The following is a 24,156-nucleotide window of genomic DNA, read 5'->3' on the forward strand; positions in this document are numbered from 1 at the left end:
ATGAGAAAATCAATATGCTTCGCGGTGCTAGCGATCATTGGTGGATTTAGCGCTGCTGCCCCTGTTTTTGCTAACGATTTCTTGTCTGTGGTGGCGCACCCTGATAAAGTTTTTATTGTTGATATGGATAAACGGGAGATAGTAAAAAATTTTGTAGTAGAGAACAGTGGCGCTACGCCGATCGTCTCTGCTGTAAGTCCTGATGCCAAATATGTGTACGTACTGGCCAATGGAAGTCAAAGTGTAGTCAAGATAGATATGGCTACGGGGAAAAATGTGCTCCGGTTGGACATGAGTCAGGCCGATGAACGAGTGTGGGCTACCTGGGGAATGAATCTTTCACCCGACGGCAAAACCCTCGCGGTGTATCAGAATCCAGTAAAACATCTACGAAACGAATTCAAGGTCCAGCCTACACGTATCGCACTATACGATGCTGATACCTTGACGTTGAAATTTACAGCTCCTGCACCACGCCAAGTTACCATGTTAATGTACTCGACAGATGGTAAAAAGATATTCGCGCTTGGTAAAGACATGTACGTCTTCGACGCTGAGTCTGGAAAACAACTCGATGAGTTGCCCATCCAGAAATGGTCACAAAAAGAGCATTTCCCTCCAGATATGCTAAATGTTTGGTATCAATATGATAATTCTCAATTGATGATTGCGCCGTATTACGTCAAGTTGCGCAATAAGGATCCGGCCTCCCCTGATACCTTTCAGACCGGACTGCTTACCCTTGATCTGAAAAAAGGGCAAATGCATATGAACAATGTTGAGCCAACCCAAACTATTTATTTTTCAATGGCTGCAAGTCCAGATAGAAAACGTGCTTATGCTGTTTATAACGTGCTCCAATCCTTTGACCTGGAAAATGGTGGGAAGCCTCTAAAGCAAATAAACCTTCCTCATACGTTCTACTCGGTCGCCATCACCTCTGATAATAAATATGTCTGGATAGGAGGCGCAGGTGGCGATTTGCTTATTTATGATGGTGTTACATTGGAAAAAGTTGGCGAGGTAAAGCTGCCAGGCAATGCAAACATGTCAAACAACTCAGCCCTGCGACTGTTCACGGTCCACTGATGATCGTTCGTATTGGCGTGATTGATAGCGGAGGGCCTTTGGCGGAAATCGAAGGTTCTCTGGCATTTCGGTCCAATGGGGCGGTCGAGGCATGTGTGCCTGATCGCCTCGGACATGGAACCATTGTCTCCGAGGTCATTCGCAACAGCTGTCCAGATGTCGTAATAATCCATGCTCAAGTGTTCGACGTACGGCCAGTTACGACCGCCTTGCAGGTTGGCCTGGCCCTCGATTGGTTCGTTTCGCAGCCGCCTGATCAGCGAGTCCACATTGTCTGCATGAGTTTGGGTTTAGCGGCTGACCGTGCTCCTTTGCGCGAGGCCGTCCACAACGCTAACGAGCAGAAGATGCTTATTGTGGCGGCCAGTCCGGCCCGAGGTGTCACTTGCTATCCAGCTGGCTACGCTGGTGTGATTGGCGGTACTGGAGATGCTCGATGTAAGTGGGAAGAACTCTCGCGCTTGGGACCTCGCTTGTTTGGAGCCTGGAGTAATTCTCCTGAGCATGCCGGGAAGGGCATGGCCGGGGCTAGTTTGGGAGCCGCACGGGTAGCCGGGTATTTAGCCAAGATCGTCCTAGAGAAAGGCCGCGCTCTAGAGCTCCAGGATGCTCTTCACTTAATGGGAGAGCGTTGCGATTACTTTGGACCTGAAAAACGTATCAGCTAAGCAGCCTGTCATTCAGGCAGAACATCAAAGGCGTAGTCATTGAAATCTCGGTGATTTGGCCCAACTAAAATGACCCGAACTCGGGGGTTATCTATGCGTTTCGCACATGTCTCCATTAAGTGGAAAGTCACTTTACTAGCGGGATTGTGTTTGCTTTGCACCGTCTCACTATTGGTAGGTACTTCTTTGTATCGTATGGATACCAGCCTTGAACTGGTTGTTGACGCCAACGCTGAATTGACCCACGTGCCGACGCAAGACTGACCTACCTCCAATCGGCACAAATCCAGCATAGGCAATGGTTCGCGAGGAATCAGACTGGATCAGTGACATCTCGGCAACTGGGTTAATTCGACGCCGGCGCCAACACTCAAAGGGAAAGAGATAGATCGATGACCAATGCCCAGTAAGTTGCGTTAAAAAAATGGCGAGCGGTTAATCCGCTTTCCAAAAAGGGGCCGCTCGGCCCCCAAACAAATAGATCATTTTTCATTTACGCTGAAAGGTATTCGTCCACAGATTTAACAGCGGCATAGCCGAACTCAAATGCGGCCATCATCGTTGCATGCGCATGAGCAGCAGGCACGTTCACACCGCGAAATGTGAGATCCAAGGTGGCGCAGGCATCATGCAGCACAGTAACCGGATAACCCATGTCCGCTGCAGCGCGTACTACGGCGTCGATGCACATGTGGCTCATTGCCCCTATGACCACGATTTCTTGTACACCTGAGGCATCCAACTGTTCCTTGAGATCAGTTTCTCTCAAAGCGTTGATGTGTTTTTTTACAATCACGGGTTCATGACCATCAGGGGCTACAGCTGGTTGAATCTCCGCGCCGGTGGATCCCTTAACGAAGATTGGAGCCCCCTCATTATCAGACTCATGCCGTATGTGAAAAACTGGAATACCTGTATCGCGCGCGTGGCTGATCACCCGGATAGCATTCGCGACAGCCCCTTCAATGCCGGTCAAAGGCAGTTTGCCAGTGGGCAGGTATTCGTTTTGCAGATCAACTACTACAAGACCTCGTTTCATGAACGATCTCCAGTCAAATTATCAACGTGATGTTGTCGTGAGGGCCGAGCTGCTTGCGGGAAAGTAAGCCAGTTTCAACTACGGCCCAACATGGTTTTAATCAGAACTCCAGTGAAGCGCCGTCTTCCGGAATATCTACGCGATTTTGGATACCTTGCTTCTGAACATAGGTGCGCAACGCGTCACGGGATAGGGAAGTGTGATTAATTGCGTCCATGTGCACGGCGACTATTTTCGCGTTTTTTGCGGCCCGTGAAGCATGCAGGACATCCTCCTCACCCATGATGATTGCGCCCTCGAACCCATTCACTTTTGCTTTCCCAGCATTCAGTACGATGACTTCGGGATGATATTTCTCAATGGTCTGGTCTACCTCCTTACGCCAGACAGTGTCACCGGCAAGGTATAGAGTTTTGTAGCCCGGCGCTTGAAACACAACGCCCATGGCCTCGCCCAGAAGTTTTGCGAGGGGGGGCGCGGCATACATCTCGTCTGTGCCGTGCTGGCCACCGGCCTTAGTGATTTTGACTCCGCCGAATTCAGCTTCGTCAGTCAGCACGCGCACATTCTTGAAACCTTGGGAACGAATCAGCTTCGCATCGTCCTCATGCTGCGTGAACAGCGGGATGTCTTTAGGCAGTGCTTTTTGCGCGGCATCGTCCCAGTGGTCAAGATGCGTATGAGTGACGATAACGGCATCTACACCAGCAATTACATCAGCGGGCGATTCGGTTAGATCAACCATCGGGTTACGGAGGTTGCTTCGGTACGTATTTTCAAACCCTGGATAGGTTCCTTTTTTTGCAAGCATCGGGTCGATCAGGAAGGTCGTGTCGCCATAGGAAATTTTCACCGTTGCGTTACGAACTTGCTGCAAGTCCACTTTGTGGGCTGCGTTCGGCGCTGAGGAGACGTTTGTATCCGCGAACGCCGATGTGCTAGCTGCAGCGCAAGCGATGCTGAGGGCGAGAGGAAAAGCTCTGAAATTCATGGGATTAATCCTGTTGGTACATCGAGAGCACCATTCTTACCGGGTGCCTTGCATCCTAACAGTGGCCTGAATGACATATTGCGATATAATCGGGCCAGTCGACCAGCGTATCAAGAGGATGTGGGAGGAGGTCGACGTCAGCATCCACTCTCCAAAAATGCTCCCACGTAACGGTCGCCCATGTTTCCTGTGTGCGATAGATATTAGCCAAGACAGGGCCAATCCGAGGCTGCTTGATGCAATCCATACGTGTCGCTGTTCTAGCTTTTAATGGCGTAAGTCTGTTCCATCTTTCCGTGCCGGGAATGGTGCTGGGGACGGCTCAATCCGCACCTGGTGAACCTCAGTACGAGGTCAGTTACTGCGCAGAGACGCCGGGAATGGTGACTAGCGACCAAGGCCTCGACTTAGCGGTTGCTCACGGCCTGGAACTGATGGAGGCATCTGATGTAATCGTCATTCCAGCGTGGGGCGATCAATTGGTCGCTGCATCTGCACAGCTGGTGAAAGCGCTCCAGCTCGCCAATGCCAAAGGCAAGCTTATAGTCGGGTTATGTTTAGGCGCATTCGTGCTCGGAGATGCCGGGCTACTTGATGGGAAAGAAGCAACCACTCACTGGGCAGGCCGAGACGAGTTTGCGCGACGCTTCCCGCAGGTTCGTTTCAGGCCCGAGGTGCTCTATGTCAGCGCCGGAAATATCATGACCTCTGCAGGAACCGTGGCTGCAATCGATTGTTGCCTCCATCTGGTACGCCAGCGACTCGGCGCTGATGTGGCGAATCGCACCGCGAAGATGCTGGTGACACCGCCGCACAGGCAGGGAGGCCAAGCTCAATACGTTGAGCATCCCGTACCACAACTATCCAGCGAGACACATTTGTCCGATGTACTGGCGTGGGCTCGACTGAACTTGGCCAGTGATCTGTCGCTCGACATCCTGGCGGACATGGCGAAAATGAGTAGGCGCACGTTTACTCGGCGATTCAGGGAAGCCACTGGCAATACCGTCTCAAAATGGTTGAATGCTGAGCGAGTTGTCAGAGCGCAAGAGCTGTTGGAAACGACTGACTTGCCTATCGAGTGTGTTGCCGGTGAGGCTGGTTTTGGAACACCCTTATCGTTGAGGCAACAATTCGGCGTTCATCTCGGCACGACGCCTTCTGAATATCGGCGTACCTTTTTTCGCGAAATGAACCCGGGTCGGAAGGCGAGCGGCAGTGAGCACACTGCCGAGCCGTCTACTCGTTTTCAGGCAAAGGTTTAACGATGTCCCAAAGCTCAGGCAGTAACATTTCTGACAACAGCGAGCAGTGCCTGCAGCGGATGTAAAACGGTTACACCGTCTTTTCGTTTTACCTGGCTGCGGCACGAATAGCCATCAGCCAATAACCGGCCTGAAGCATTCAACTTCGCCACCGCTGGCGCCCATGACTGTTTGTAAATTACATCGGACGTCGCGGCGTTCTTCGTCTCGTGCCCATAGGTGCCGGACATGCCGCAGCATCCGCTGGCTTGAATGCTCAGTTTGAGTCCCATTCGCTCATAGACTTGTTGCCAAAGGCCAATACTGCTCGGCTCATTTGTTTTTTCAGTGCAGTGGGGAAGGAAGTGATAGGATCGGCATTTTTCACGCTCTGTGCCTGTGGAAGCGCACCGGCAAGCCACTCCTGAGGCAGTAGAACGGTGGGAGCTTTGTCGCTGCCCAGCGTCTTCTCATATTCCTGGCGATACACCAGCGTCATCGCGGGATCGAGTCCCACCAGCGGTATTGTGGAGCCCTGAAGCTGACGCAGAGTTTCACTGTTGAAATGTGCCGCTTTTTCAAACGCTCTGATGAAACCTTGCACCTGAAGTGGTTTTCCGTTTGGAGCAAAGGGAGCGATGTAAACCTGATAGCCAAGCCTTGAGATCAGTTCGATCCAGTCTGAAAGCACCGGTGTTTCGAAGTAACGGGTGAAAGCATCCTGGACGAGGATTACGCTGCGAGCACGCTGCTGCTCACTCAATGTCGACAAAAGCTCAGGCGTCGCGATCTCAACACCCCAACGACGGCATTCAACGTCAAAGTCCGTCATGCTGAGCAAAGGGCTATCGACCATTCCTGCCACATGTTCAAGGATGAAGCGAACGGGGCGAGCGCCCATGACAAAGTTGTACAGTCGTGGGACACGAGCGATGTAGGGGATCGTGTATTCCAGTGAGCTCGAACCTTTCCTAAACTCAACCGCTGCCTCACCGGCTATGACCTGGCGCATCTCCGTGAACAGGGTGATCGATTCAACCTCAATAGTGTCTTGTGTGGTTCCGAAGGTTCCTAGGCTTCATTGTTGAAGCCAAACTCAACGTCTTGCCGATCCCCGGTTGGACATGAGTCAGGCCGATGAACGAGTGTGGGCTACCTGGGGAATGAATCTTTCACCGCAGCAGCCGTCGACTGACGCTGACAGAGGCCGGGCAGCTGTTTCTCGGCGAGGTTAGTGTCAGTCTGCACACGATCCAAAACGCTGTGGCTTACTCTGTTCTGTGTTTATGGCTGTGGGTAATTCTTAAGAGGACGAGAAGCTAAGCTGCTTTCTGGGGTGGGGCGTAGAATCGCCGGAAGGAGGAGAAACGCCGAAGTGGAAACCATCGAGGACCCGAGCCCTCGATGGTTTGGTGACGTTTGATCTGACAAGCATCGTTTCAGCCTAGCTGAAAAAATTTCAGAAGATGTTGAAAAACTACGGCAACCGCCACCGCAATCTCTGGCTGGCAAACTGATCCACCTTACCGCTCCTCACCTAAGTCTTTGCTTCTGTTAGCTAATCCCGGACAATCGCGCCCCTGTTATGGCCGGGGCGCTGCCTGTCAGCTTTTTCTGACTCGCTCCGACTGTGTGGCAAATGACTGGAATGCGGAGATCCGACCGGATGAATGATCAGGCCAATAGCGTCGACGAACGCTATGAAGCGGCGACACCAGCGAGTCTCAGTAGCTGGAGTCGCCATGACACAACCTGGATGCTGGGCCTGTTTGGTACTGCAATTGGTGCGGGCACCCTGTTTTTGCCGATCAACGCCGGCCTCGGTGGCTTCTGGCCGCTGATGATTCTGGCGCTATTGGCGTTCCCCATGACATTTTATGCGCACCGTGGCCTGAGCCGCTTCGTGCTCTCCGGCCGGGCCGGCGCCGACATCACCGAAGTGGTCGAAGAACATTTCGGGATCAAGGCCGGGGCGTTGATCACCTTGCTGTATTTCTTTGCGATCTTCCCGATCCTGTTGATCTACAGCGTCGCGCTGACCAACACCGTGGGCAGTTTTCTCGAACATCAACTGCACATCACGCCGCCACCGCGGGTGGTTCTGTCACTGGTGCTGATTCTCGGGCTGCTGGCGGTGGTGCGCTGTGGTGAACAGGCGATCGTCAAGGCCATGAGCCTGATGGTCTATCCGTTCATCGTCGCGTTGCTGTTCCTCGCGGTATTCCTGGTTCCGCACTGGAACGGCGGCATTCTCGCCACCGCAAGCACAGTGCCTGAGCCTTCAGCCTTGCTGCACACCCTGTGGCTGGCGATTCCGGTGATGGTGTTCTCGTTCAACCATTCGCCGATCATCTCGGCCTTTGCGGTGGACCAGAAGCGTCGGCATGGCGAGCATGCCGAAGAGCGCAGCTCGCAAATTCTGTCTCGCGCCCATGGCCTGATGGTGGTGATGGTGCTGTTCTTCGTCTTCAGTTGCGTGCTGACCCTGTCGCCGGCACAACTGGCCGAAGCCAAGGCGCAGAACCTGTCGATCCTGTCGTACCTGGCCAACCACTTCAGCAACCCGACGATTGCCTTCGCCGCACCGCTGATTGCCTTCGTGGCCATTTCCAAGTCGTTCCTGGGGCACTACATCGGCGCCAGCGAAGGCCTCAAGGGTCTGGTCGTCAAGAGCGGTCGTCGCCCGGCACCGAAGACCCTGGACCGCATGACCGCAGCCTTCATGCTGGTGGTGTGCTGGATTGTCGCCACGCTCAACCCGAGCATCCTGGGCATGATCGAAACCCTGGGTGGCCCGATCATCGCGGCGATTCTGTTCCTGATGCCGATGTACGCGATCCGTAAGGTGCCAGCCATGGCACGGTATCGTGGTCAGGCTTCCAATGTCTTTGTGACGCTGGTGGGTCTGGTGGCGATTACCGCATTGATCTATTCGCTTACTGCCTGAGTCTGTTGCGGTTGGGCAAAGGTGCTACACATTTTTTAAGGGCTGCCAAATACTGTGGCGAGGGAGCTTGCTCCCTCGCCACAAGTGCGGTGTGTACTGCGACGAGATGTGTAGATACCTATGTGGTTGGGGGAAGTGGCGAACGCAGCCCGGTTGATTGATATCAATACCGTGTCGCCATTGGCGGCTATGCTGCGCCTCACTGACGCAACGCCGTTCAGTGAGTTTCTCCGGGCTATGTCCCCGGAGCCTAATCGCCCGTGACCTGGTCATCGATCAGGGTCAGAATCTTCAGGCCAACAGCATGAATCTCGCACGCCGTCAGAAGGCCCGCTACCTGTCGGGTTGGGTCAATTCGATTGCCCAATAGTCCGCATTCTCCCGCTCCAGTCCCGATTCCATCCTCCCCGACGCAGGGCCGAACGCAGGATCTGCTGGCAGGCTTGTCGATTGCCGGCTTGCTGTTGCCTGAAGCCGTTGCCTATTCAAGCATCGCTGCATTGCCACCCCAGGCCGGGGTTATCGCGCTGTTCGCCGGTTTAGTGTGTTATGGGCTGTTTGGCACCAGTCGCTTTGCCATTGTCTCTGCGACATCCTCTTCGGCAGCGGTGCTGGCGGCGGCCACCATGACGCTTGCCGGCGGCGATTCGGCGCTGCGCTTGACCCTGGCATTCGGGCTGGTACTGGTCACCGGAGCGTTCTTTTTGCTGGCTGGGCTGTTCAGGCTCGGCAGCATGACGTCCTTCATCGCCAAGCCGGTATTGCGCGGGTTCGCTTTTGGTCTGGCGATCACCATCGTTCTCAAACAGCTCGCAACCGTGGTCGGCGTGCACCTGACCAATAGCAATCTGCTTCGCTCTTTGCCTGAGCTACTGGAGCAGTTGCCGCGCTGGAACTGGGTCGGTGCTGGTATTGCGGCGGTAGCGCTGGCGCTGTTGTGCGTGTGCGCACGGGTCAAACGCTTGCCGGGTGGGCTGCTGGTGGTGATGGCCGGTATCGCGGCGGGCCAATGGCTGAACCTGACGGCCTATGGGGTGAAGCTGATCGGTGTGATCGATTTGACTCTGGATATCCCGCATTTGCCAGTTCTGCCATTCACTGACTGGCTGCGCCTCGGCGAGTTGGGCTTTGCCATGGTGATGATCCTGTATGCCGAATCGTACGGCTCGATCAGCTCCTTTGCCCTCAAGCACGGCGATCGAGTGGCGTCGAACCGGGATTTACTGGCGCTGGGGGCGGCCAACCTGCTGTCCGGCCTGTTCCAGGGTATGCCGGCGGGCGCCGGCTATTCGGCGACCTCGGCCAATGAGGCAGCGGGTGCCGGCTCGCGTCTGGCGGGTGGTGTCGCGGCCCTGGTGGTGCTGGTCATCGTGTTGACCGTGCTGCCGTACATTGCCTTGACCCCGGAACCGGTATTGGCGGCCATTGTCATTCATGCCCTGGCTCGCGGTCTGAGTCTGGAACCGTTGGGGCGCTATTTTGTCTGGCGTCGCGACCGGTTTCTGGTGATCTGCGCCGTGGCTGCGGTGCTGGTGCTGGGTGTGCTGGACGGATTGCTGGTGGCCGTCGCCATCAGCGTCGTGCTGATGCTGCGGCAGATGTCCTCGGCGGATATCCAGATCCTCGGGCAAATGGGCGGTGGGCATGATTACGTCGACCTGCAACGTCATCCCCTGGCCCTGAAAATTCCTGGAGTGCTGATTCTTCGCCCTGGAGAGCCCTTGTTTTTCGCCAACGTCGAACGGATTCTGGGCAGGGCGCTCAGGTTGATCTGTCACAGTGAAGAACCGATCCATACGGTCATTTTGAGTCTGGAAGAGTCATCAAACCTGGATGGCACCAGTATCGAGGCGCTGGAAACGTTCTTTGTTCGCGTCAGCGCCGAAGGCAAGCGATTGCTGTTGGCGCGTTTGAAACACGAAGCCAAGGCGGCGTTGTCGGCCTTGCCGGTGACCGAGCGTTTGCAGGTGGTACTCAGTGGCTTGAGTGTGGATGGCGCAGTGCAGGTGGCGCTCAGAGTGCCGGATGCATAATCGGCAGGCATAAAAAAACGCCGCGTATCGCAAGATACGCGGCGTTTTCTATGGAGTTGTAACCTTAGGCTTGAATGACCGGAATGTTGGCATTCGCAGCCGCTTCACGGAACTCGGCGATCTGGTCGAAACTCAGGTAGCGATAGACATCGCTGGCCATGGTGTCGATTTCCTTCGCGTAGGCCATGTACTCCTCGACGGTCGGCAGGCGACCCAGGATCGAAGCTACAGACGCCAACTCGGCCGAAGCCAGGTAAACGTTCGCGCCGTCGCCCAGACGGTTCGGGAAGTTACGGGTCGACGTCGACACCACGGTGGAGTTCGGTTCAACGCGCGCCTGGTTACCCATGCACAGCGAGCAGCCCGGCATTTCCATGCGCGCGCCAGCCTTGCCGTAGATACCGTAGTAGCCTTCTTCGGTCAATTGGTGAGCGTCCATCTTGGTCGGCGGCGACAGCCACAGACGAGTTGGCAGCGCACCTTCGACTTTTTCCAGCAACTTGCCGGCAGCGCGGAAGTGACCGATGTTGGTCATGCACGAACCGATGAACACTTCGTCGATCTTCTCGCCAGCAACGCTGGAGAGCAGACGGGCGTCGTCCGGGTCGTTTGGCGCGCAGAGCACAGGCTCCTTGATGTCGGCCAGGTCGATTTCGATGGTTTCGGCGTATTCGGCGTCAGCATCGGCAACCATCAGCTCAGGGTTGGCAACCCAGGCTTCCATCGCTTGCGCGCGACGTTCCAGAGTCCGTGCATCGCCGTAGCCTTCGCCGATCATCCAGCGCAGCAGGGTGATGTTGGAGCTCAGGTACTCGGTGATCGACTCTTTCGACAGCTTGATGGTGCAGCCGGCAGCGGAACGTTCGGCGGAGGCGTCGGACAGTTCGAAAGCCTGCTCGATGCTCAGGTTATCGAGGCCTTCGATTTCCAGGATGCGACCGGAGAAGGCGTTCTTCTTGCCTTTCTTCTCTACGGTCAACAGGCCAGCCTGGATCGCGTAGTAAGGAATGGCATGAACCAGGTCACGCAGGGTGACGCCCGGTTGCATCTTGCCTTTGAAGCGCACCAGGATCGATTCCGGCATGTCCAGCGGCATGACGCCAGTGGCGGCGGCGAACGCTACCAGACCGGAACCGGCCGGGAAGGAGATCCCCATCGGGAAACGGGTGTGGGAGTCACCACCGGTGCCGACGGTGTCCGGCAGCAGCATGCGGTTCAGCCAGCTGTGGATGATGCCGTCGCCCGGACGCAGGGAAACGCCGCCGCGGGTCATGATGAAGTCAGGCAGGGTGTGGTGGGTGGTCACGTCGATCGGCTTTGGATAGGCCGCGGTGTGGCAGAAGGACTGCATGACCAGATCGGTCGAGAAGCCCAGGCACGCCAGGTCTTTCAGTTCGTCACGGGTCATGGGACCGGTGGTGTCCTGGGAGCCGACGGTGGTCATTTTCGGTTCGCAGTAGGTACCTGGACGAACGCCAGCTACGCCGCACGCCTTGCCGACCATTTTCTGCGCCAGGGTGTAACCCTTGGTGCTTTCGGCCGGTGCTTCAGGCAGCTTGAACAGAGTCGAAGGTGGCAGACCCAGTTCGGCGCGAGCCTTCTCGGTCAGGCCACGGCCGATGATCAGCGGGATACGACCGCCGGCACGGACTTCGTCCAACAGCACCGGAGTCTTCATTTCGAAGGTGGTCAGGACTTCTTCGCTGTTGTGCTTGGTGACTTTGCCAGCATGCGGGTATAGGTCGATCACGTCGCCCATGTTCATGTTGGTCACGTCGAATTCGATCGGCAGTGCGCCGGCATCTTCCATGGTGTTGTAGAAGATCGGAGCGATTTTGTTGCCGAAGCAGAAACCACCGGCGCGCTTGTTCGGCACGAAAGGAACGTCGTCGCCGAAGAACCACAGCACCGAGTTGGTCGCCGATTTACGCGAGGAACCGGTACCGACCACGTCACCGACGTAGGCGATCGGGAAGCCTTGACCGCGCATTTCTTCGATCTGCTTCATCGGCCCGGTGACGCCTTGCTCATCCGGAACGATACCGTCACGGGCCATTTTCAGCATGGCCAGGGCGTGCAGCGGGATGTCTGGACGGGACCAGGCATCGGGAGCAGGGGACAGGTCGTCGGTGTTGGTTTCGCCGGTGACCTTGAACACGCGCAGGCTGATTTTGTCGGCCAGCACCGGGCGCTTCTGGAACCACTCGCCGTCAGCCCAGGATTGCAGCACGCCTTGAGCGTGAACATTGCCGTTCTTGGCTTTTTCCGCGACGTCGTGGAAAGCATCGAACATCAGCAGGGTGTGCTTGAGTTCCTTGGCCGCGACTGGCGCCAGTTCGGCGTCTTCCAGCAGGTCGACCAGGGTCACGATGTTGTAGCCGCCTTGCATGGTGCCGAGCAGTTCAACAGCGCGTTTCTTGTCGATCAAAGGGGAGTTGGCTTCGCCCTTGGCCAGCGCGGACAGGAAACCGGCCTTTACATAGGCAGCTTCGTCGACGCCAGGCGGCACGCGATTGGTGATCAGGTCAACGAGGAAAGCTTCTTCGCCAGCCGGGGGATTCTTCAGCAGCTCGACCAGGCCTGCAGTTTGTTCGGCGTTAAGCGGCTGGGGAACGATACCCAGTGCTGCGCGCTCTTCGATATGTTTGCGGTAGGCTTCAAGCACAGTTATTACCCTCATCAGTGGTCCCAAATGGGTGTCCGGGACGCTCATCCCGAAATTGCCGTACTCATGCGCTGCGTGGCGTTGTGGGCCGCTTAGCCAGAATTACCGACAATTCCTTACAGAAGCTGCTTTCAAAGTTTTACGCCTGCAGAACGGGGAGCTGATGAGGGTTGGCGTTGGGCTTTTCCCCGCTGGAAAAACCCTTCGCCAACACCGCTCTGAAGGAACGACTGTGCTCGTGACGCTTTGAAAACAGCTTCTAACGGACATTGGCGCCTTAAAAGGCTGGCTGATTCTACGGCAAAAAAAAATTAAAGGTAAGTTAGGCCCTGAACTTTGAGGGGTGATCAATGTTAGACAAAGGGCTAACATGCCCACCTGTTCTGCTTTCCCGTGCTTTGTTTACCTATGCCCAATCAGACCATCAAGACCCCCTGCGTCGGCCTTTGCTCCACTGTTTACGGTGATTTGGTGTGCCGTGGCTGCAAGCGGTTCCACCATGAAGTGATTCACTGGAACGGCTACAACGAGGAACAAAAACGAGCGGTGTGGCTGCGTCTTGAGCAACTGTTGGTGCAAGTGATGGCCGGCAAACTGGAGATTTTTGACCCCAGGCGGCTACGTCTGCAGCTGGAACAGCGAAAAATCCGCTTCGTACCCCATCAGTCCGAGTATTGCTGGGCTTATCAGTTGATCGCCCGTGGTGCGCGGGTCATCAACAATCTGGACGCCTACGGGATGGTGCTGTTGCCGGAGTTTCGCGACTGGAACCTGCCGGAGCTGCGCGATGCCATCGATCGGGAATTTTTCCTGCTGTCTGAAGCGCATTATCAGCGCTACATTGCGCCAGGGTTTCTCAGGGATGCCTTGGCGCCTGATTGAATGCAAAAGATCGCAGCCTGCGGCAGCTCCTACAGAGACCGGGTTGACGCCGATTCTTCTGTAGGAGCTGCCGCCAGGCTGCGATCTTTTGATCCTCCGGCTTTCAATGCTTGGTAACAATCTCCTCCAGATGATCGATGATCTCGTCCGGCTTGAGCACCAGCACATCGCCTTCCAGCGAGTCGAGCACCACTTCCGCCGTATTGCCGATCAACGCACCTGACAAACCGGTGCGTGCCACCGTGCCGATGACGGTGACCGATGCCAGCAGTTTATGGGCCATGTGGGGAATCAACACGTCTGCCGGGCCTTCCTCGACGTGCAGGTGCAGGTCATCGATGTCGAACTCGGCCTGGAACGCCTTGCACTGCTCGCGGTAGCGGGCTTCGATGGTTTCCTTGAGCTGGAACACCGGATCGGCGGCCGACAGCATCGGTGATGGATGGGCGCTGATCACATGCAGCTGCGCCTTGGCCAGGCTGGCGATGTCAAAGCCGTAATCGACAATTCTGGCGTGCAGGTTGCGATGTTCGACATCAGTGTTGCCGACGTCGATGGCCGCCAGAATGACCCCGCCGGTCCAGGGCTTGGCGGTCTTGACCAGCAACACCGGCGTCGGGCAATAACGCAGCAGTTTCCAGTCGGCCGGAGTGAGCAAGGCCTTTTTCAGCGGGTTGTCGGGGAAATGCTGCTTGATCACCAGCCCGCAACCCTCGGCCTGCTGCACGTCGATGATGGTTTCGTGCAGGCTTTCATTCCAGGCCTGTTCGGTGGTGACGCTGTAGCCTTCCTCCAGCAAGCTGCTCTTGATTACGCTGAGCAGGCTTGCATGATCATGTTTCTTGTCGCACACCAGCAAATGCAGATGCGCCTGGGTGACCCCGGCGATCAACTTGGCGCGTTTGAGGGCGAGGCTTTCCGAATGCTCGGGCTCAATAACCACCAGGATGCTGCGAATGGCTTGCATGATCAGGATCTCCATAGTGAAAAGGCGCTGCGTTGCACAACTATAGTTGCTGTGCGCCAAGCGTGATGTTGATGCATGTCAAGTCGACCGACTGGTGGTCTGCGGCCCGGCCGGTATAATCAGCGCCCTTCGCTGTGAACCTTTCTCTCGTGAGCCTCATGTTACTGATCGCTGAAGTCGCTGCCGTCCTGCCTTGCCACGCTCCTGAACTTGCGGAAGTGTGCCAATGATTCTTCCGGAAATTCATGAGTTTCTTGGGTGCCGCACCCCCGATGGCTGGATCCAGGCCGCGTTGGCGGATCAGGAGACCTTGCTGATCGACCACAAGAACTGCGAGTTCAAGGCCGCCAGCACCGCCCTCAGCCTGATCGCCAAGTATCACTCCCACGTTGACCTGATCAACCTGATGTCACGCCTGGCCCGGGAAGAACTGGTCCACCATGAACAGGTCATGCGCTTGATGAAAAAGCGCAAGATCGAGCTGCGCCAGCTGTCTGCCGGGCGTTATGCCTCGGGGCTGCGCAAGGTGGTGCGCAACCACGAACCGGTGAAACTGGTGGATACCCTGGTGGTCGGGGCCTTTATCGAGGCGCGAAGCTGCGAACGCTTCGAAGCGCTGGTGCCACATCTGGATGAAGAGTTGGGCAAGTTCTACTTCGGCCTGCTGAAAAGCGAGGCCCGGCACTTCCAGGGCTACCTGAAGCTGGCTTACCAATACGGCGACGCCAAGGATATCGCCCAGGTGATCGACAGGGTCAGGACGGCCGAGCAGGAACTGATCGAGTCGCCGGACGTCGAGTTCCGGTTCCACAGCGGCGTGCCCTCGTTTCCTGCAGGAATTGAGGTGCGCCCGTAGGAGCTGCCGCAGGCTGCGATCTTTTGATCTTGCTCCCGATTGCTTATCGGCTCAAACCGAGCCGCTCGTGCCACTGGGCAATGGATTCTTCGGGGTAGACTTCGAACTGCTGGTCGCCGGGGTGCGCCTCGACCTCAACCCAGGCGGCTTTCGAACCGAGCATCAGATGGGTGTATTCCGGCGGCACCGGCAGCGGCGTGTCGATGGCCGAGGCGAACGGATGGATCAGCTCCGGCCATTCGGGGCTGAACAGCCAGAGCGCACTGCCGCACAGCTTGCAGAAATGCCGCTCGGCCGTGCTGCGGTGGGCGCGACTGTCGCCCTCATCCTTGAGCCGCGCGTGATAGATCGCGATCTGCTTGCGGCCGCGGACCTTCAGGCTGTTGGCATCACCCCCCAGATTAATCGCATAACCGCCACCGCCCTGGGTCTTGCGACAGATCGAGCAATAGCAGCGTTGATAAGGGTAGGGGTGGGCACTGCTCAGGCTGAAACTGACCGCACCGCAATGACAGGAACCTTCGAGCTGCATGGGAACCTCCGACGGGGTTTGAGCTTACCCAGACAGCCTAGACCTTCAGTGTGGGAGCGAGCCTGCTCGCGATGAACGATAACGCGGTCTACTTGCCAGGCACCCGCCACAAATACCAAGCCGCCACCGTCCGAAACGGACGCCACGCCAAGCCAATCTCAATCATCTGCTTGCGACTTGGCTGTACCTCCAACCCCTTGAGTCGCCGATAACCCTCACGCACCCCGAAGTCATCGGCCGGCAAAATATCCGGCCGCTCCAGGCTATAAATCAGCAGCATCTCAACCGTCCAGCGTCCAACACCGCGCAGGGTGATCAAGCGTTCGATCAACGCCTCATCATCCATCGCTATCGCCGTAGCGTAATCCGGCACCACGCCATCCATCGCCGCTTGGGCAATGCCCTGAATGGTCGCGATCTTGCTGGCCGAAAATCCGCAACTGCGCATCTGATCAAAGTCCGTCGCCAGAATCTGTTCAGGCCTTGGGAACGTACTCGAAGGAAACAACGCCAGCAGCCGACCGACAATTGCATCCCCGGCCTTTGCGTGCAGTTGCTGGTAAGCAATCGCCCGCACCAGCGACTCATATGGATCGCGAGCCGCATGAGGCTGATGCAGGCAGGGGCCGATAGCGGCGATATGGCGCGCCCAGTCTTCGTCGATGGACGATAGAAACGCAGTGGCTGGCAGATAGGTGTCGGGCATGCGGTCAAACTTTCCCGGTCGGCGCCAGCAGGGCGTTCACTTCCCCGTAGGTGAAGGCTTTGAGGTTGCTGCTGTCGAGCTTGCCGGTTTCCAGAAAGCTTTTGGCCAGGGACGCCATCGCGCCGTAAAGGAATTCGGCGATGCCAGAACCTGCGCTCAAACGGCGCACGCCGAGTGCTTTCAGCTCTTCAGGCGATGGCAGCCCCGGTAACCCGAGTACGTTTACCGCAAGCGTGGTGCCATGGCACAGCGCAGCGATCTCATACTCCGCGGTGACCCCGGCAGCAAACAGCCCATCGGCACCGGCCGCCTGATACAGCGCGGCGCGCTTGAGCGTCTCTGCCACGCGATCTTCGGCAGGAACCAGACCCTTGAGGTACACATCGGTTCGAGCGTTAATGAACAGCTTCACATTGCGGCGATTGGCAACCTGACGAGCGATTTCGATCTTGCTCGCCAACAGCTCGGGCGCAGACGCGCCGTCTTCGATATTGATCCCGACAGCCCCGGCAACGATCACGGCATCAATGACTTCGGCAACCCGCGCCAGGTCATTGGAATAGCCAGCCTCGATGTCCACGCTCAACGGCACCGAGATCACCCGTGCGAGGGACTCGACCGTCGCTACCAGACGTTCAAGGGGCAGGGTGTTGCCATCCTGATAACCATGAACCCAGGCCACTGCCGCGCTGCTGGTAGCAACGGCTTTGCTGCCCAGTTGCTCAACCAGTCGCGCTCCGGCGGCATCGGCGACGTTGGTGAGGATCAGCAAGCCGTCCTGGTGCAGTTGGTGAAGTTGGTGGTCGAGTGTGTCCATCGAATGTCCTTCCTTATGACTTTTTGAAAAGAACGTGCAGTGATCAGAATGTGAGTTGTTGGGTGACCTGCACGGCGGCTTTTTCCAGCCTGAGCAGAAACGCCTTGCGCGGTTGTCCTCCACCATAGCCGGTCAGCGAACCGTCTGCACCGATCACCCGGTGACAGGGCAGGACAATCGAAAGACGGTTATGCCCGTTGGCCAGGCCCACTGCGCGACTGGCGCCGGGCTTGCCCAGTTTTGCGGCAATGGCGCCGTAGGTGCTGGTCTGGCCGTAAGGGATCTTCGCCAGTTCGGCCCAGACCTGCCGGGTGAAATCGCTGCCGGGCAAGTGTAGTGGAACACTGAAATCGGTGAGTTTGCCGGCGAAATACTGCGTCAGCTCGGCTTCAATCTGCTGCAGATGCCCGTTGTGCCCCGGCGCTACCGCATAGCCATAACGATTCTGGAGTTCTTCGACTTCCCTGGTCAATGCCGGTCGATCAAGAAACTCCAGCAGCACCAACCCGCGGTGTTCAGCCATGGCGATCATCGGCCCCAGCGGCGTGGTCAACCGAGTGAACAGCAGCGGCTCGCTGCTGGCTGCGCGGCCCGGCGTGATGTTGAAGGACTTTTGAAATGCATCGCGAAATCCGCTCAGGGATTCGTAACCCGAGTCGAACGCCGCGTTGTCAATCGACTCACCCTGTTTGATCCCGCCCAACGCCATGCCGAGGCGCCGGGTGCGCAGCCAGGCGTGGAAGGTCATGCCGAAATGCTGCTTGAACCAGCGCCGCAGTTTCAGCGGCTCGATGCCCTCGGCCAGCAACTGGGCATCGGTCCAGCGCAGATCCGGGTCGGCGTCCACCGACTTGAGCAGCCGCTGCACCCAGTCCGGCGCGATGGCCGCCGCGTCCAGCGGCTTGCAACGCAGGCAGGCGCGGTAGCCCGCGGACATGCACTCATCGGCATGCGCGAAGAACTCGACGTTCTCCGGTTTGGGTTTGCGTGCCGTACAACTGGGGCGGCAGAAGATGCCGGTGGTTTTGACCGCGGTAAAGAACACCCCCTCGTAGGCGGTGTCTCGCTCGAGCATGGCGCGAACCATCTCGGAGTGGGGCGGTAGCAAAGCGTTTTGTAGGTTCATGAACTGAGCATAAGGCGCGTCGCCCAGCGCCTCCACCGGAAAATCGACAGAGAATTCCAATCATTCGCCGTGAGGTTTGTTCCCTCAGGCGCGGCGCGCCATCAACAACACCGAAGCCGCGGCCGACAACAACCCCGCGCAGCAACGGTTGAATATCCGCTTGCCCCGTGGCTCGGCGAACCAGCGGCGCATGTGCAGGCCCATATAGGCGTAGGCGCTGATGGCGATCCATTCCTGCCCCAGGAATAACACGCCGAGTACCGCGAACTGTGGAGCGACCGCTTGTGTCGAGTCGACGAACTGCGGCAGGAACGCGGTGAAAATCAAAATGGCTTTCGGATTGCTGGGGCTGACCTTGATTTTGCGAAGGCACTGGTTGCAGCTATCGACCCAAACCGGCGGGTCAGATCTACAACCCATAGTGCTTTTCCTAGCTCCTGCTTGGCTAAAACTCGTCCTCTGAAAACCCGTAGGTCGCAGCGTTGCCATTTACTACTTTGTATAGCGTGAGCGTGATGACGCTGTATTCGGTGCCTTTGGACGTGGTGGTTTCGGTTAGCCTCATTGATTCCGAGCGAGAGAGGTTGCCGGAATTCAGATCCCGGTACCGTACGTCATAGTTGCCGGCGGTGAGATTCTTGATAGTGAACCGACTGTGGGCAGGGATGAAAATTTGTCTTGCCGGTCTGGCGACCTTGCCCTCCAACGCAACGAGCTTTAGTTGTACGTCTGAGTTGTTTTGCCCATTGTCGATTGTCACCTTTGAATGACCAGCTGTGTGTGTCTGGGGTTCGCCGGCCAGGTAACCCGCAGTTACCGGCCATGGACGTCCATTCGGGGCAGTTTTTAGGCGTACGTAAGCTGCTTTCTTCGATGTGGCTTTCTGGGGATTGGCGTTGGCCACTGTGGGTTGCCCAGTCGCACTAAGGCCGTTGGTGGACGGCGCCGAAGATTGATTGGAGTAGGGCGTCGGTCCACGTGGGGGGGAATAATGCGATTCGGGTGAATTGATGATCGCAATGGCAACGCCTCCAGCCACTGCGGCGATCGCGCCCAGATGTACGAAGAAGCGACTGTGGATCAGCCCCCAGCTGCTCTTCAATCGGTTGGCCTTGCTATCGATCCCCAACGCACCCAGGAACGTTTCGAGGTTACGAATCAGGCTATCTCTCTCTATTTCCCCAGCACCTTTGCGGGCAAATGTTTCCGGGATTTTCTTGCAGTATATTATCGCGCTTTCGGCAAGAGAATGCGCTAGGTCTGGGCGGCCGGCTATTTTCAGATCAGTAGAGAGCGCCCCAATCTCTCAGCCGCTAGTTTGGGAAGATGAGCGTGCTTGGTCGTACGATCGAAGAAGTGGCGATCCGGGGTGATTTCACTATGGTAGCTAACTGCTACTTTTGCCGTCTATGGAAAACGCTTGATGGCGGCATCGCCTTTTGTTTCGTGGGCATAGCGACGGGTTGTGCCGGGTCGAAAGCGGTCTATTTGGAAAAATTATATTGGCAATCGGTGATGTCTGACTCGTTGATTCAATAATCGTGTATTTCCGTCCGGACCTACCTACTGCTTCGAAGCGATTGGTTTCTTGAAGACGAGTAACCATTTCATGGATCTCCATATCGGCGGCGAGCCGTCAAACGAAAGCACCGTGACACCAAACCGCAAAAAAGCGGACTGGAGGAACCCGAGATGCCACACATGCCAGAAAAAGACCCGTCATTCTGGCTGTTGGTGCTGACCGCCCTGAGAGAGAACGGCTTAGCCATGGTCCTAACTTTGCCCTGGGCTAGGGCCGGCGACGCGTAAACAAGATCGCGTTCGATCAACGGTGGAAACGCAGATCGGCTCGGCGTAGGTTCGTTGAGATTCGATGCCGAATAGTTTTGAAACAAATCCTTAGCTGGCCTTTTGATACGAGATGGATGCTCTGATCTATACCCACTTCAAGAGTCTCAACCTAGTCAGATATGTCTCTGGTCACGAGGTTCGCCATTTTGTAGGCGAACACAACCGCCATATCAGTCGTACTGATACTGGCAGTACTGAAACAAGTCGGTACCGACAGCCAAAACTGGATCGCTGTACTGTCTTGTAAAGTTTCTGGGTTTCAGTCTGTTAGCCGTCTTGATACCCAGAACTGTTGCGCAGCCGCGTGCGCAGTTTCCACCATCACTGCCATTTCATACAGCCCATCCTTCAGGAGGCATCATGAATGCATTGCAGCAGCTTCAAGAACGAATCAAACAAAAAGGTCTGCGCCGCACGTTAAAGACGTTGTCGGAGCGTTATGTATTTTTCCACTGGGAGCTACTGTGGATGGAGCGCGACTTGGTCACCCCGGTACCGCCCTACAAACTCAGACCCTATTCGGGGTTACGCCTGGTCGACATCGATACACAGAACGCCGATGCGTTCGCCAAGCACTTTGGCGACCGCGTGGAAACCATGCGTGAACTGGCCGCCGAGGGGCATACCGGACATATGTACCTGGACGACAAGGGCGATGCCGTGGGCTTCATTTGGGGCAGCAAACGCAACTACCATGATCGTCACTATTACGGCTGCTGGTTCCCGGTCAAGGAAGGCGAGTTCTTCGAGTTCGGTGGCGAGATGACGCGACCTTATTTCGGCACCGCTATTTCAGTCGATGCCCAACTCAGCCTATGGCAGGCCATGCAAGCGCAAGGCTGCAACAAGGTGGTGGACGTCTGCGAGACGCACAACATCCCGGCGCTCAAATTGCACATCCGCATGGGGTATCAGGAGCAGGGTCGGGTCATGCATGTCTATGGCCTGTTTGGGCGCTGGCGTTTCTTCCGCGAAACCCACTACAACGGTTCGCGACTCGACCTTCTGCGCAAACCAGGGCGCCCCACTGTAACTGCAGCAGCGTGAGATCAAACCCCGCAGGAATACCTCCGGGGTTTAGATTTTCGGTGCGCATCTCCCCGGCGTCCTGCCGACCGAACATAATCCAAACCATACAGCTCGTCACCCTGTCCTAGCTCGATCAGCTCGCCTCGATTGGGCACATCACCCTATAAGAGTTGGGGCGCTAGCCCGGGATTTTTGCTTTTACTGGCCGAAGGCGGTCTATCGAAAAAATTCATATTGGCAATCGTTAGGCTTGCCTGGACTGAACGCAATATTGCACCTGCAATGGGCTCCCGGAGAAGGGCCGCAATCGACCCATGTTAGACCTTCTCCCCCTTGGTGGCGTGCTGCGAGATGATCAAGTGGGTCGTCATATCTATAATTCACAAGAGGACTGCTGAACGCTTGTTATGCGATTTCGTCGAAGTACTCTGGAGGACAGCGGATCTCAGGCATTGTGCCTTCAGAGCAACGTTGTAGTGTCTCGACAAGATCCCCTGTACCAAGGACCGACTGCACCATATCCACGAGCGCAAAGAGAGCTAGGCTTCACCCCTTTTCCACTTGAAGCCGATACTACCTCCATGCCCTTCTCGTACGAAGCGTGTCGCTCGAAGACCATTAACGTGATGATGGAGCTGGATAAGGAGCGCCCACTCCTCATCAGGGATAATGAACGACACGGATTCTCGGCGAGAGTCATTGTTCGCAACCAGGGCAGTTTCGATAAGCACAAGGTGTGGCTCCAGTTGATTTAATGACGTTCAGTGGTAGAGGTTGGATGTCCGCTGTTGGCCGATTCTGTTGAAAAAGTCGGCAATGGTTTCCACGGCAGAAAAGTACGCGTCTGAGATTGAAATCCTTACTTTGGGCAGAGGCTTCCGGCCTCAGATTTCACGTAGCAGGGTGAAAAAAATACGATTTCACCGGTCAATATGCGGACAGTTTGGGCGGATCGACTTTTTCAACACAATCGGCCGAAACCTGCTTATCAAAGCAGTTTATATTGGGCATCACTAGGCTTGCTGGAGCCTAGCTTGATTTCACCACCAGCTGGGTGGCCGCTTTCGACTCAAGCGGACAGTCGGTATATGAGCTTTGTAAATGGGTGAAGCTCGCTCAACAATTTTGAAATCGATTGCTGAACATGGTCGGATTTAGCTAGTTACCAATGAGGACTCTTCCGCCATGACACGATTACGACCGTTCTGCTTGGCCTGATACAACAGCTGGTCAGCCTTCTCGAGCACAGCTGATACCGAATCGCCACCCGGACGCCATAGAGCTACTCCAAGCGAAACCGTGATGTGTCCGACGGTATCGATGTTCGCAGCTTCGATCGAAACCCGCAGTCGTTCGGCGACATCAGTTGCAGCCCGAAGCGAACTATTCGGCAACAGCAATACGAACTCCTCTCCACCGACCCTGCATGGCAGGTCGTTGGACCGCGAGTTCTGCTTCATCAGGTCCGCGATAGCCCTCAGCGTTTCATCACCCACGCCATGGCCGAAGGTATCGTTCACCCGTTTGAAGTGGTCGATGTCCATGGAAACGACGGCGAATGCCTTGTCAGCATCCTGCCAGAGCGACAGGGTGTCCTGCATCGCTCGACGGTTGGCCAGTCCTGTCAGCGCATCACTTTGCGCTTGCTGGTTTAGCCTGCCGATCTTTTCCTGTAGCAGGGTGGTACCTTGCAGCAGTGCTCTGCGAATCTGCCAGCTTTCGAAAAAGTGCGTCGGAATCGCGCTAATGCGCTCGTAGCTTTCAGGGGTGTCCAGTCGTTTGGCGCTATCTGCGAGCCTGGACAGCGGAGCGGAGATCTTCGCTCCCAACCACCAAATCAAAACGAGTCCGAACAGCGCAAGTGGGATTATGCCCTTAGCGACTTTGGACATCGTCTCTTGCAGCATGGCTTGTATGTTTCCGAGCGGCTGCTGCGAGATGACTCCCCAACGGCTGCTGGGAACTTTGGCGAAGCCCGCGAGCATTTCCACGCCATTGGCATCCATCGCCTGCAAGGTGCCGGCGTCTTGGCTCAAGGCTGCATCGGCGATCAGATCCTGTCCAGCGATGTTCCCAATTCGCTCGGGATAGGGGTGATAGAGTACCCGACGGGTGCTGTCGATTAGATAGACATGGGCCCCATCCTGGCGGACATTTATGTCCATTAGCGCTTGAAGTGTATTCCTCTGTTCAAGTCGAATGCTGCCCCCTACAAGGCCCAGGTACTCCCCTTTCGCGTTGAACACGGGCTGGGATATGAAGATCACCAGATTGCCGACGATGGACTTGAAAGCGTTGCTGATTGCCGGCGTGCGGAGCTTGAGTGGTTCCTTGTCTTGCAGAGTCTGGCCATTGAGGTGGAGGCTTTCGGGGGCTGACGCAATGATGGTTCCGGCAGAGTTGGTGATAAGCACGGAGTTGAAACTAGTGTCCTGCTCAAGCAATCGCTGGGCTTCTTCTGCCAGGTGTTGCTGGTCGTTAAAGGCCTTGCCAATCATGGCTGAGCCATACTTCAATTTGTCGCGGTCGGAGTTCAGTACCTGCTCTACACCCGTCGCGATCCGAGAGGCATAGGCTTTGTTGACTTCCAGCGCATTCTCAATCAATTCCTGCTTCTGAATCTTGAACATGACCCAGAAACTGTTGGCTAGGGTTGCGATTGCAGAGAGCAGTACAAAGATTAGAATCAGGATGCGAAGGTTGAGTTTACACTT

At 56.3% G+C, this 24,156-nt stretch carries 19 protein-coding genes and 2 pseudogenes; 9 read left to right on the forward strand and 12 right to left on the reverse strand.

All coding sequences use genetic code 11. From position 1 onward, the window contains the following. Entirely contained in the window at positions 1-1,089 is a 1,089-nt protein-coding gene (peaD, locus tag ACA064_RS12760; protein WP_497673666.1) for a quinohemoprotein amine dehydrogenase subunit beta, read from the forward strand. Continuing rightward, positions 1,089-1,757, forward strand: coding sequence for a subtilisin-like serine protease QhpE (gene qhpE / locus ACA064_RS12765; protein ID WP_497673667.1), 669 nt, complete (start codon positions 1,089-1,091; stop codon positions 1,755-1,757). Before peaD ends, qhpE begins: the two co-directional genes overlap by 1 nt. Before the next feature lie 493 nt (positions 1,758-2,250). On the opposite strand, the gene ACA064_RS12770 is transcribed toward qhpE, so the two are convergent. After that, positions 2,251-2,796: a cysteine hydrolase family protein gene (locus tag ACA064_RS12770; protein WP_497673668.1), complete on the reverse strand. Its 546-nt coding sequence runs from the start codon at positions 2,794-2,796 to the stop codon at positions 2,251-2,253. A 100-nt stretch (positions 2,797-2,896) separates the two neighbouring features. Beyond that, a complete protein-coding gene (locus tag ACA064_RS12775; RefSeq protein ID WP_497673669.1) occupies positions 2,897-3,787 on the reverse strand; it encodes an MBL fold metallo-hydrolase in 891 nt (296 codons plus the stop codon). A gap of 236 nt (positions 3,788-4,023) precedes the next feature. On the opposite strand from ACA064_RS12775, the gene ACA064_RS12780 reads away from it, so the two are divergent. After that, positions 4,024-5,052, forward strand: coding sequence for a GlxA family transcriptional regulator (locus ACA064_RS12780; RefSeq protein WP_497673670.1), 1,029 nt, complete (start codon positions 4,024-4,026; stop codon positions 5,050-5,052). Positions 5,053-5,066: 14 nt separating this feature from the next. On the opposite strand, the pseudogene ACA064_RS12785 reads toward ACA064_RS12780, so the two are convergent. Further along, positions 5,067-5,989 (reverse strand): annotated as a pseudogene (locus tag ACA064_RS12785) ((Fe-S)-binding protein); the annotation flags it as partial. Between the two features lie 209 nt (positions 5,990-6,198). On the opposite strand from ACA064_RS12785, the pseudogene ACA064_RS12790 reads away from it, so the two are divergent. The 3 genes and pseudogenes from ACA064_RS12790 to ACA064_RS12800 all read left to right on the forward strand — a co-directional run. Next, positions 6,199-6,300 (forward strand): annotated as a pseudogene (locus ACA064_RS12790) (LysR family transcriptional regulator); the annotation flags it as partial. Between the two features lie 397 nt (positions 6,301-6,697). Continuing rightward, positions 6,698-7,978 (forward strand): serine/threonine transporter, encoded by a 1,281-nt coding sequence (locus ACA064_RS12795; RefSeq protein ID WP_497673671.1) that lies wholly within the window; start codon positions 6,698-6,700, stop codon positions 7,976-7,978. 395 nt (positions 7,979-8,373) lie between these two features. After that, positions 8,374-10,011 (forward strand): SulP family inorganic anion transporter, encoded by a 1,638-nt coding sequence (locus ACA064_RS12800; protein WP_497674236.1) that lies wholly within the window; start codon positions 8,374-8,376, stop codon positions 10,009-10,011. 64 nt (positions 10,012-10,075) lie between these two features. On the opposite strand, the gene acnB is transcribed toward ACA064_RS12800, so the two are convergent. Beyond that, the gene (acnB, locus tag ACA064_RS12805; protein ID WP_497674237.1) at positions 10,076-12,676 is read right to left on the reverse strand and encodes a bifunctional aconitate hydratase 2/2-methylisocitrate dehydratase; all 2,601 of its coding nucleotides are present in this window, start codon (positions 12,674-12,676) and stop codon (positions 10,076-10,078) included. Positions 12,677-13,084: 408 nt separating this feature from the next. Between acnB and ACA064_RS12810 the strand changes: the two genes are divergently transcribed. Continuing rightward, the gene (locus tag ACA064_RS12810) at positions 13,085-13,558 is read left to right on the forward strand and encodes a DUF1289 domain-containing protein (protein ID WP_497673672.1); all 474 of its coding nucleotides are present in this window, start codon (positions 13,085-13,087) and stop codon (positions 13,556-13,558) included. 103 nt (positions 13,559-13,661) lie between these two features. Here the strand turns inward: ACA064_RS12810 and uspL are convergent, their stop codons facing one another. Further along, a complete protein-coding gene (uspL, locus tag ACA064_RS12815; RefSeq protein WP_497673673.1) occupies positions 13,662-14,525 on the reverse strand; it encodes a universal stress protein UspL in 864 nt (287 codons plus the stop codon). Positions 14,526-14,751: 226 nt separating this feature from the next. On the opposite strand from uspL, the gene ACA064_RS12820 reads away from it, so the two are divergent. Continuing rightward, positions 14,752-15,381, forward strand: a complete 630-nt coding sequence (locus ACA064_RS12820; protein WP_497673674.1) for a MiaE family protein — start codon at positions 14,752-14,754, stop codon at positions 15,379-15,381. 43 nt (positions 15,382-15,424) lie between these two features. Here ACA064_RS12820 and ACA064_RS12825 read toward each other — a convergent pair whose 3' ends face one another. The 6 genes from ACA064_RS12825 to ACA064_RS12850 form a co-directional block, all read right to left on the reverse strand. Continuing rightward, entirely contained in the window at positions 15,425-15,913 is a 489-nt protein-coding gene (locus ACA064_RS12825; RefSeq protein ID WP_497673675.1) for a GFA family protein, read from the reverse strand. Positions 15,914-16,001: 88 nt separating this feature from the next. Continuing rightward, positions 16,002-16,619, reverse strand: a complete 618-nt coding sequence (locus tag ACA064_RS12830) for a DNA-3-methyladenine glycosylase family protein (protein WP_497673676.1) — start codon at positions 16,617-16,619, stop codon at positions 16,002-16,004. Positions 16,620-16,623: 4 nt separating this feature from the next. Beyond that, positions 16,624-17,436: an isocitrate lyase/PEP mutase family protein gene (locus ACA064_RS12835; RefSeq protein WP_497673677.1), complete on the reverse strand. Its 813-nt coding sequence runs from the start codon at positions 17,434-17,436 to the stop codon at positions 16,624-16,626. Positions 17,437-17,479: 43 nt separating this feature from the next. Beyond that, a complete protein-coding gene (locus ACA064_RS12840; RefSeq protein WP_497674238.1) occupies positions 17,480-18,562 on the reverse strand; it encodes a bifunctional transcriptional activator/DNA repair enzyme AdaA in 1,083 nt (360 codons plus the stop codon). A gap of 84 nt (positions 18,563-18,646) precedes the next feature. Next, on the reverse strand, positions 18,647-19,051 hold the full coding sequence (locus ACA064_RS12845; protein ID WP_497673678.1) for a LysE family translocator: 405 nt from the start codon (positions 19,049-19,051) through the stop codon (positions 18,647-18,649). Beyond that, the gene (locus ACA064_RS12850) at positions 19,008-19,664 is read right to left on the reverse strand and encodes a hypothetical protein (protein ID WP_497673679.1); all 657 of its coding nucleotides are present in this window, start codon (positions 19,662-19,664) and stop codon (positions 19,008-19,010) included. Before ACA064_RS12850 ends, ACA064_RS12845 begins: the two co-directional genes overlap by 44 nt. 1,109 nt (positions 19,665-20,773) lie before the next feature. Here ACA064_RS12850 and ACA064_RS12855 point away from each other — a divergent pair. After that, positions 20,774-21,460, forward strand: a complete 687-nt coding sequence (locus ACA064_RS12855; RefSeq protein ID WP_497673680.1) for a GNAT family N-acetyltransferase — start codon at positions 20,774-20,776, stop codon at positions 21,458-21,460. Between the two features lie 1,136 nt (positions 21,461-22,596). On the opposite strand, the gene ACA064_RS12860 is transcribed toward ACA064_RS12855, so the two are convergent. Further along, a complete protein-coding gene (locus ACA064_RS12860; protein WP_497673681.1) occupies positions 22,597-24,072 on the reverse strand; it encodes a sensor domain-containing diguanylate cyclase in 1,476 nt (491 codons plus the stop codon). Positions 24,073-24,156 lie beyond the last annotated feature (84 nt).

Source organism: Pseudomonas sp. LBUM1658 (genome assembly GCF_059716055.1).

Excerpts from the sequence above, each read along its gene's own strand:
- peaD (WP_497673666.1), top strand. The coding sequence starts at position 1 with ATGAGAAAATCAATATGCTTCGCGGTGCTAGCGATCATTGGTGGATTT.
- qhpE (WP_497673667.1), top strand. The coding sequence starts at position 1,089 with ATGATCGTTCGTATTGGCGTGATTGATAGCGGAGGGCCTTTGGCGGAA.
- ACA064_RS12770 (WP_497673668.1), bottom strand. The coding sequence starts at position 2,796 with ATGAAACGAGGTCTTGTAGTAGTTGATCTGCAAAACGAATACCTGCCC.
- ACA064_RS12775 (WP_497673669.1), bottom strand. The coding sequence starts at position 3,787 with ATGAATTTCAGAGCTTTTCCTCTCGCCCTCAGCATCGCTTGCGCTGCA.
- ACA064_RS12780 (WP_497673670.1), top strand. The coding sequence starts at position 4,024 with ATGCAATCCATACGTGTCGCTGTTCTAGCTTTTAATGGCGTAAGTCTG.
- ACA064_RS12795 (WP_497673671.1), top strand. The coding sequence starts at position 6,698 with ATGAATGATCAGGCCAATAGCGTCGACGAACGCTATGAAGCGGCGACA.
- ACA064_RS12810 (WP_497673672.1), top strand. The coding sequence starts at position 13,085 with ATGCCCAATCAGACCATCAAGACCCCCTGCGTCGGCCTTTGCTCCACT.
- uspL (WP_497673673.1), bottom strand. The coding sequence starts at position 14,525 with ATGCAAGCCATTCGCAGCATCCTGGTGGTTATTGAGCCCGAGCATTCG.
- ACA064_RS12820 (WP_497673674.1), top strand. The coding sequence starts at position 14,752 with ATGATTCTTCCGGAAATTCATGAGTTTCTTGGGTGCCGCACCCCCGAT.
- ACA064_RS12825 (WP_497673675.1), bottom strand. The coding sequence starts at position 15,913 with ATGCAGCTCGAAGGTTCCTGTCATTGCGGTGCGGTCAGTTTCAGCCTG.
- ACA064_RS12830 (WP_497673676.1), bottom strand. The coding sequence starts at position 16,619 with ATGCCCGACACCTATCTGCCAGCCACTGCGTTTCTATCGTCCATCGAC.
- ACA064_RS12835 (WP_497673677.1), bottom strand. The coding sequence starts at position 17,436 with ATGGACACACTCGACCACCAACTTCACCAACTGCACCAGGACGGCTTG.
- ACA064_RS12840 (WP_497674238.1), bottom strand. The coding sequence starts at position 18,562 with ATGAACCTACAAAACGCTTTGCTACCGCCCCACTCCGAGATGGTTCGC.
- ACA064_RS12845 (WP_497673678.1), bottom strand. The coding sequence starts at position 19,051 with ATGGCAACGCTGCGACCTACGGGTTTTCAGAGGACGAGTTTTAGCCAA.
- ACA064_RS12855 (WP_497673680.1), top strand. The coding sequence starts at position 20,774 with ATGAATGCATTGCAGCAGCTTCAAGAACGAATCAAACAAAAAGGTCTG.
- ACA064_RS12860 (WP_497673681.1), bottom strand. The coding sequence starts at position 24,072 with ATGTTCAAGATTCAGAAGCAGGAATTGATTGAGAATGCGCTGGAAGTC.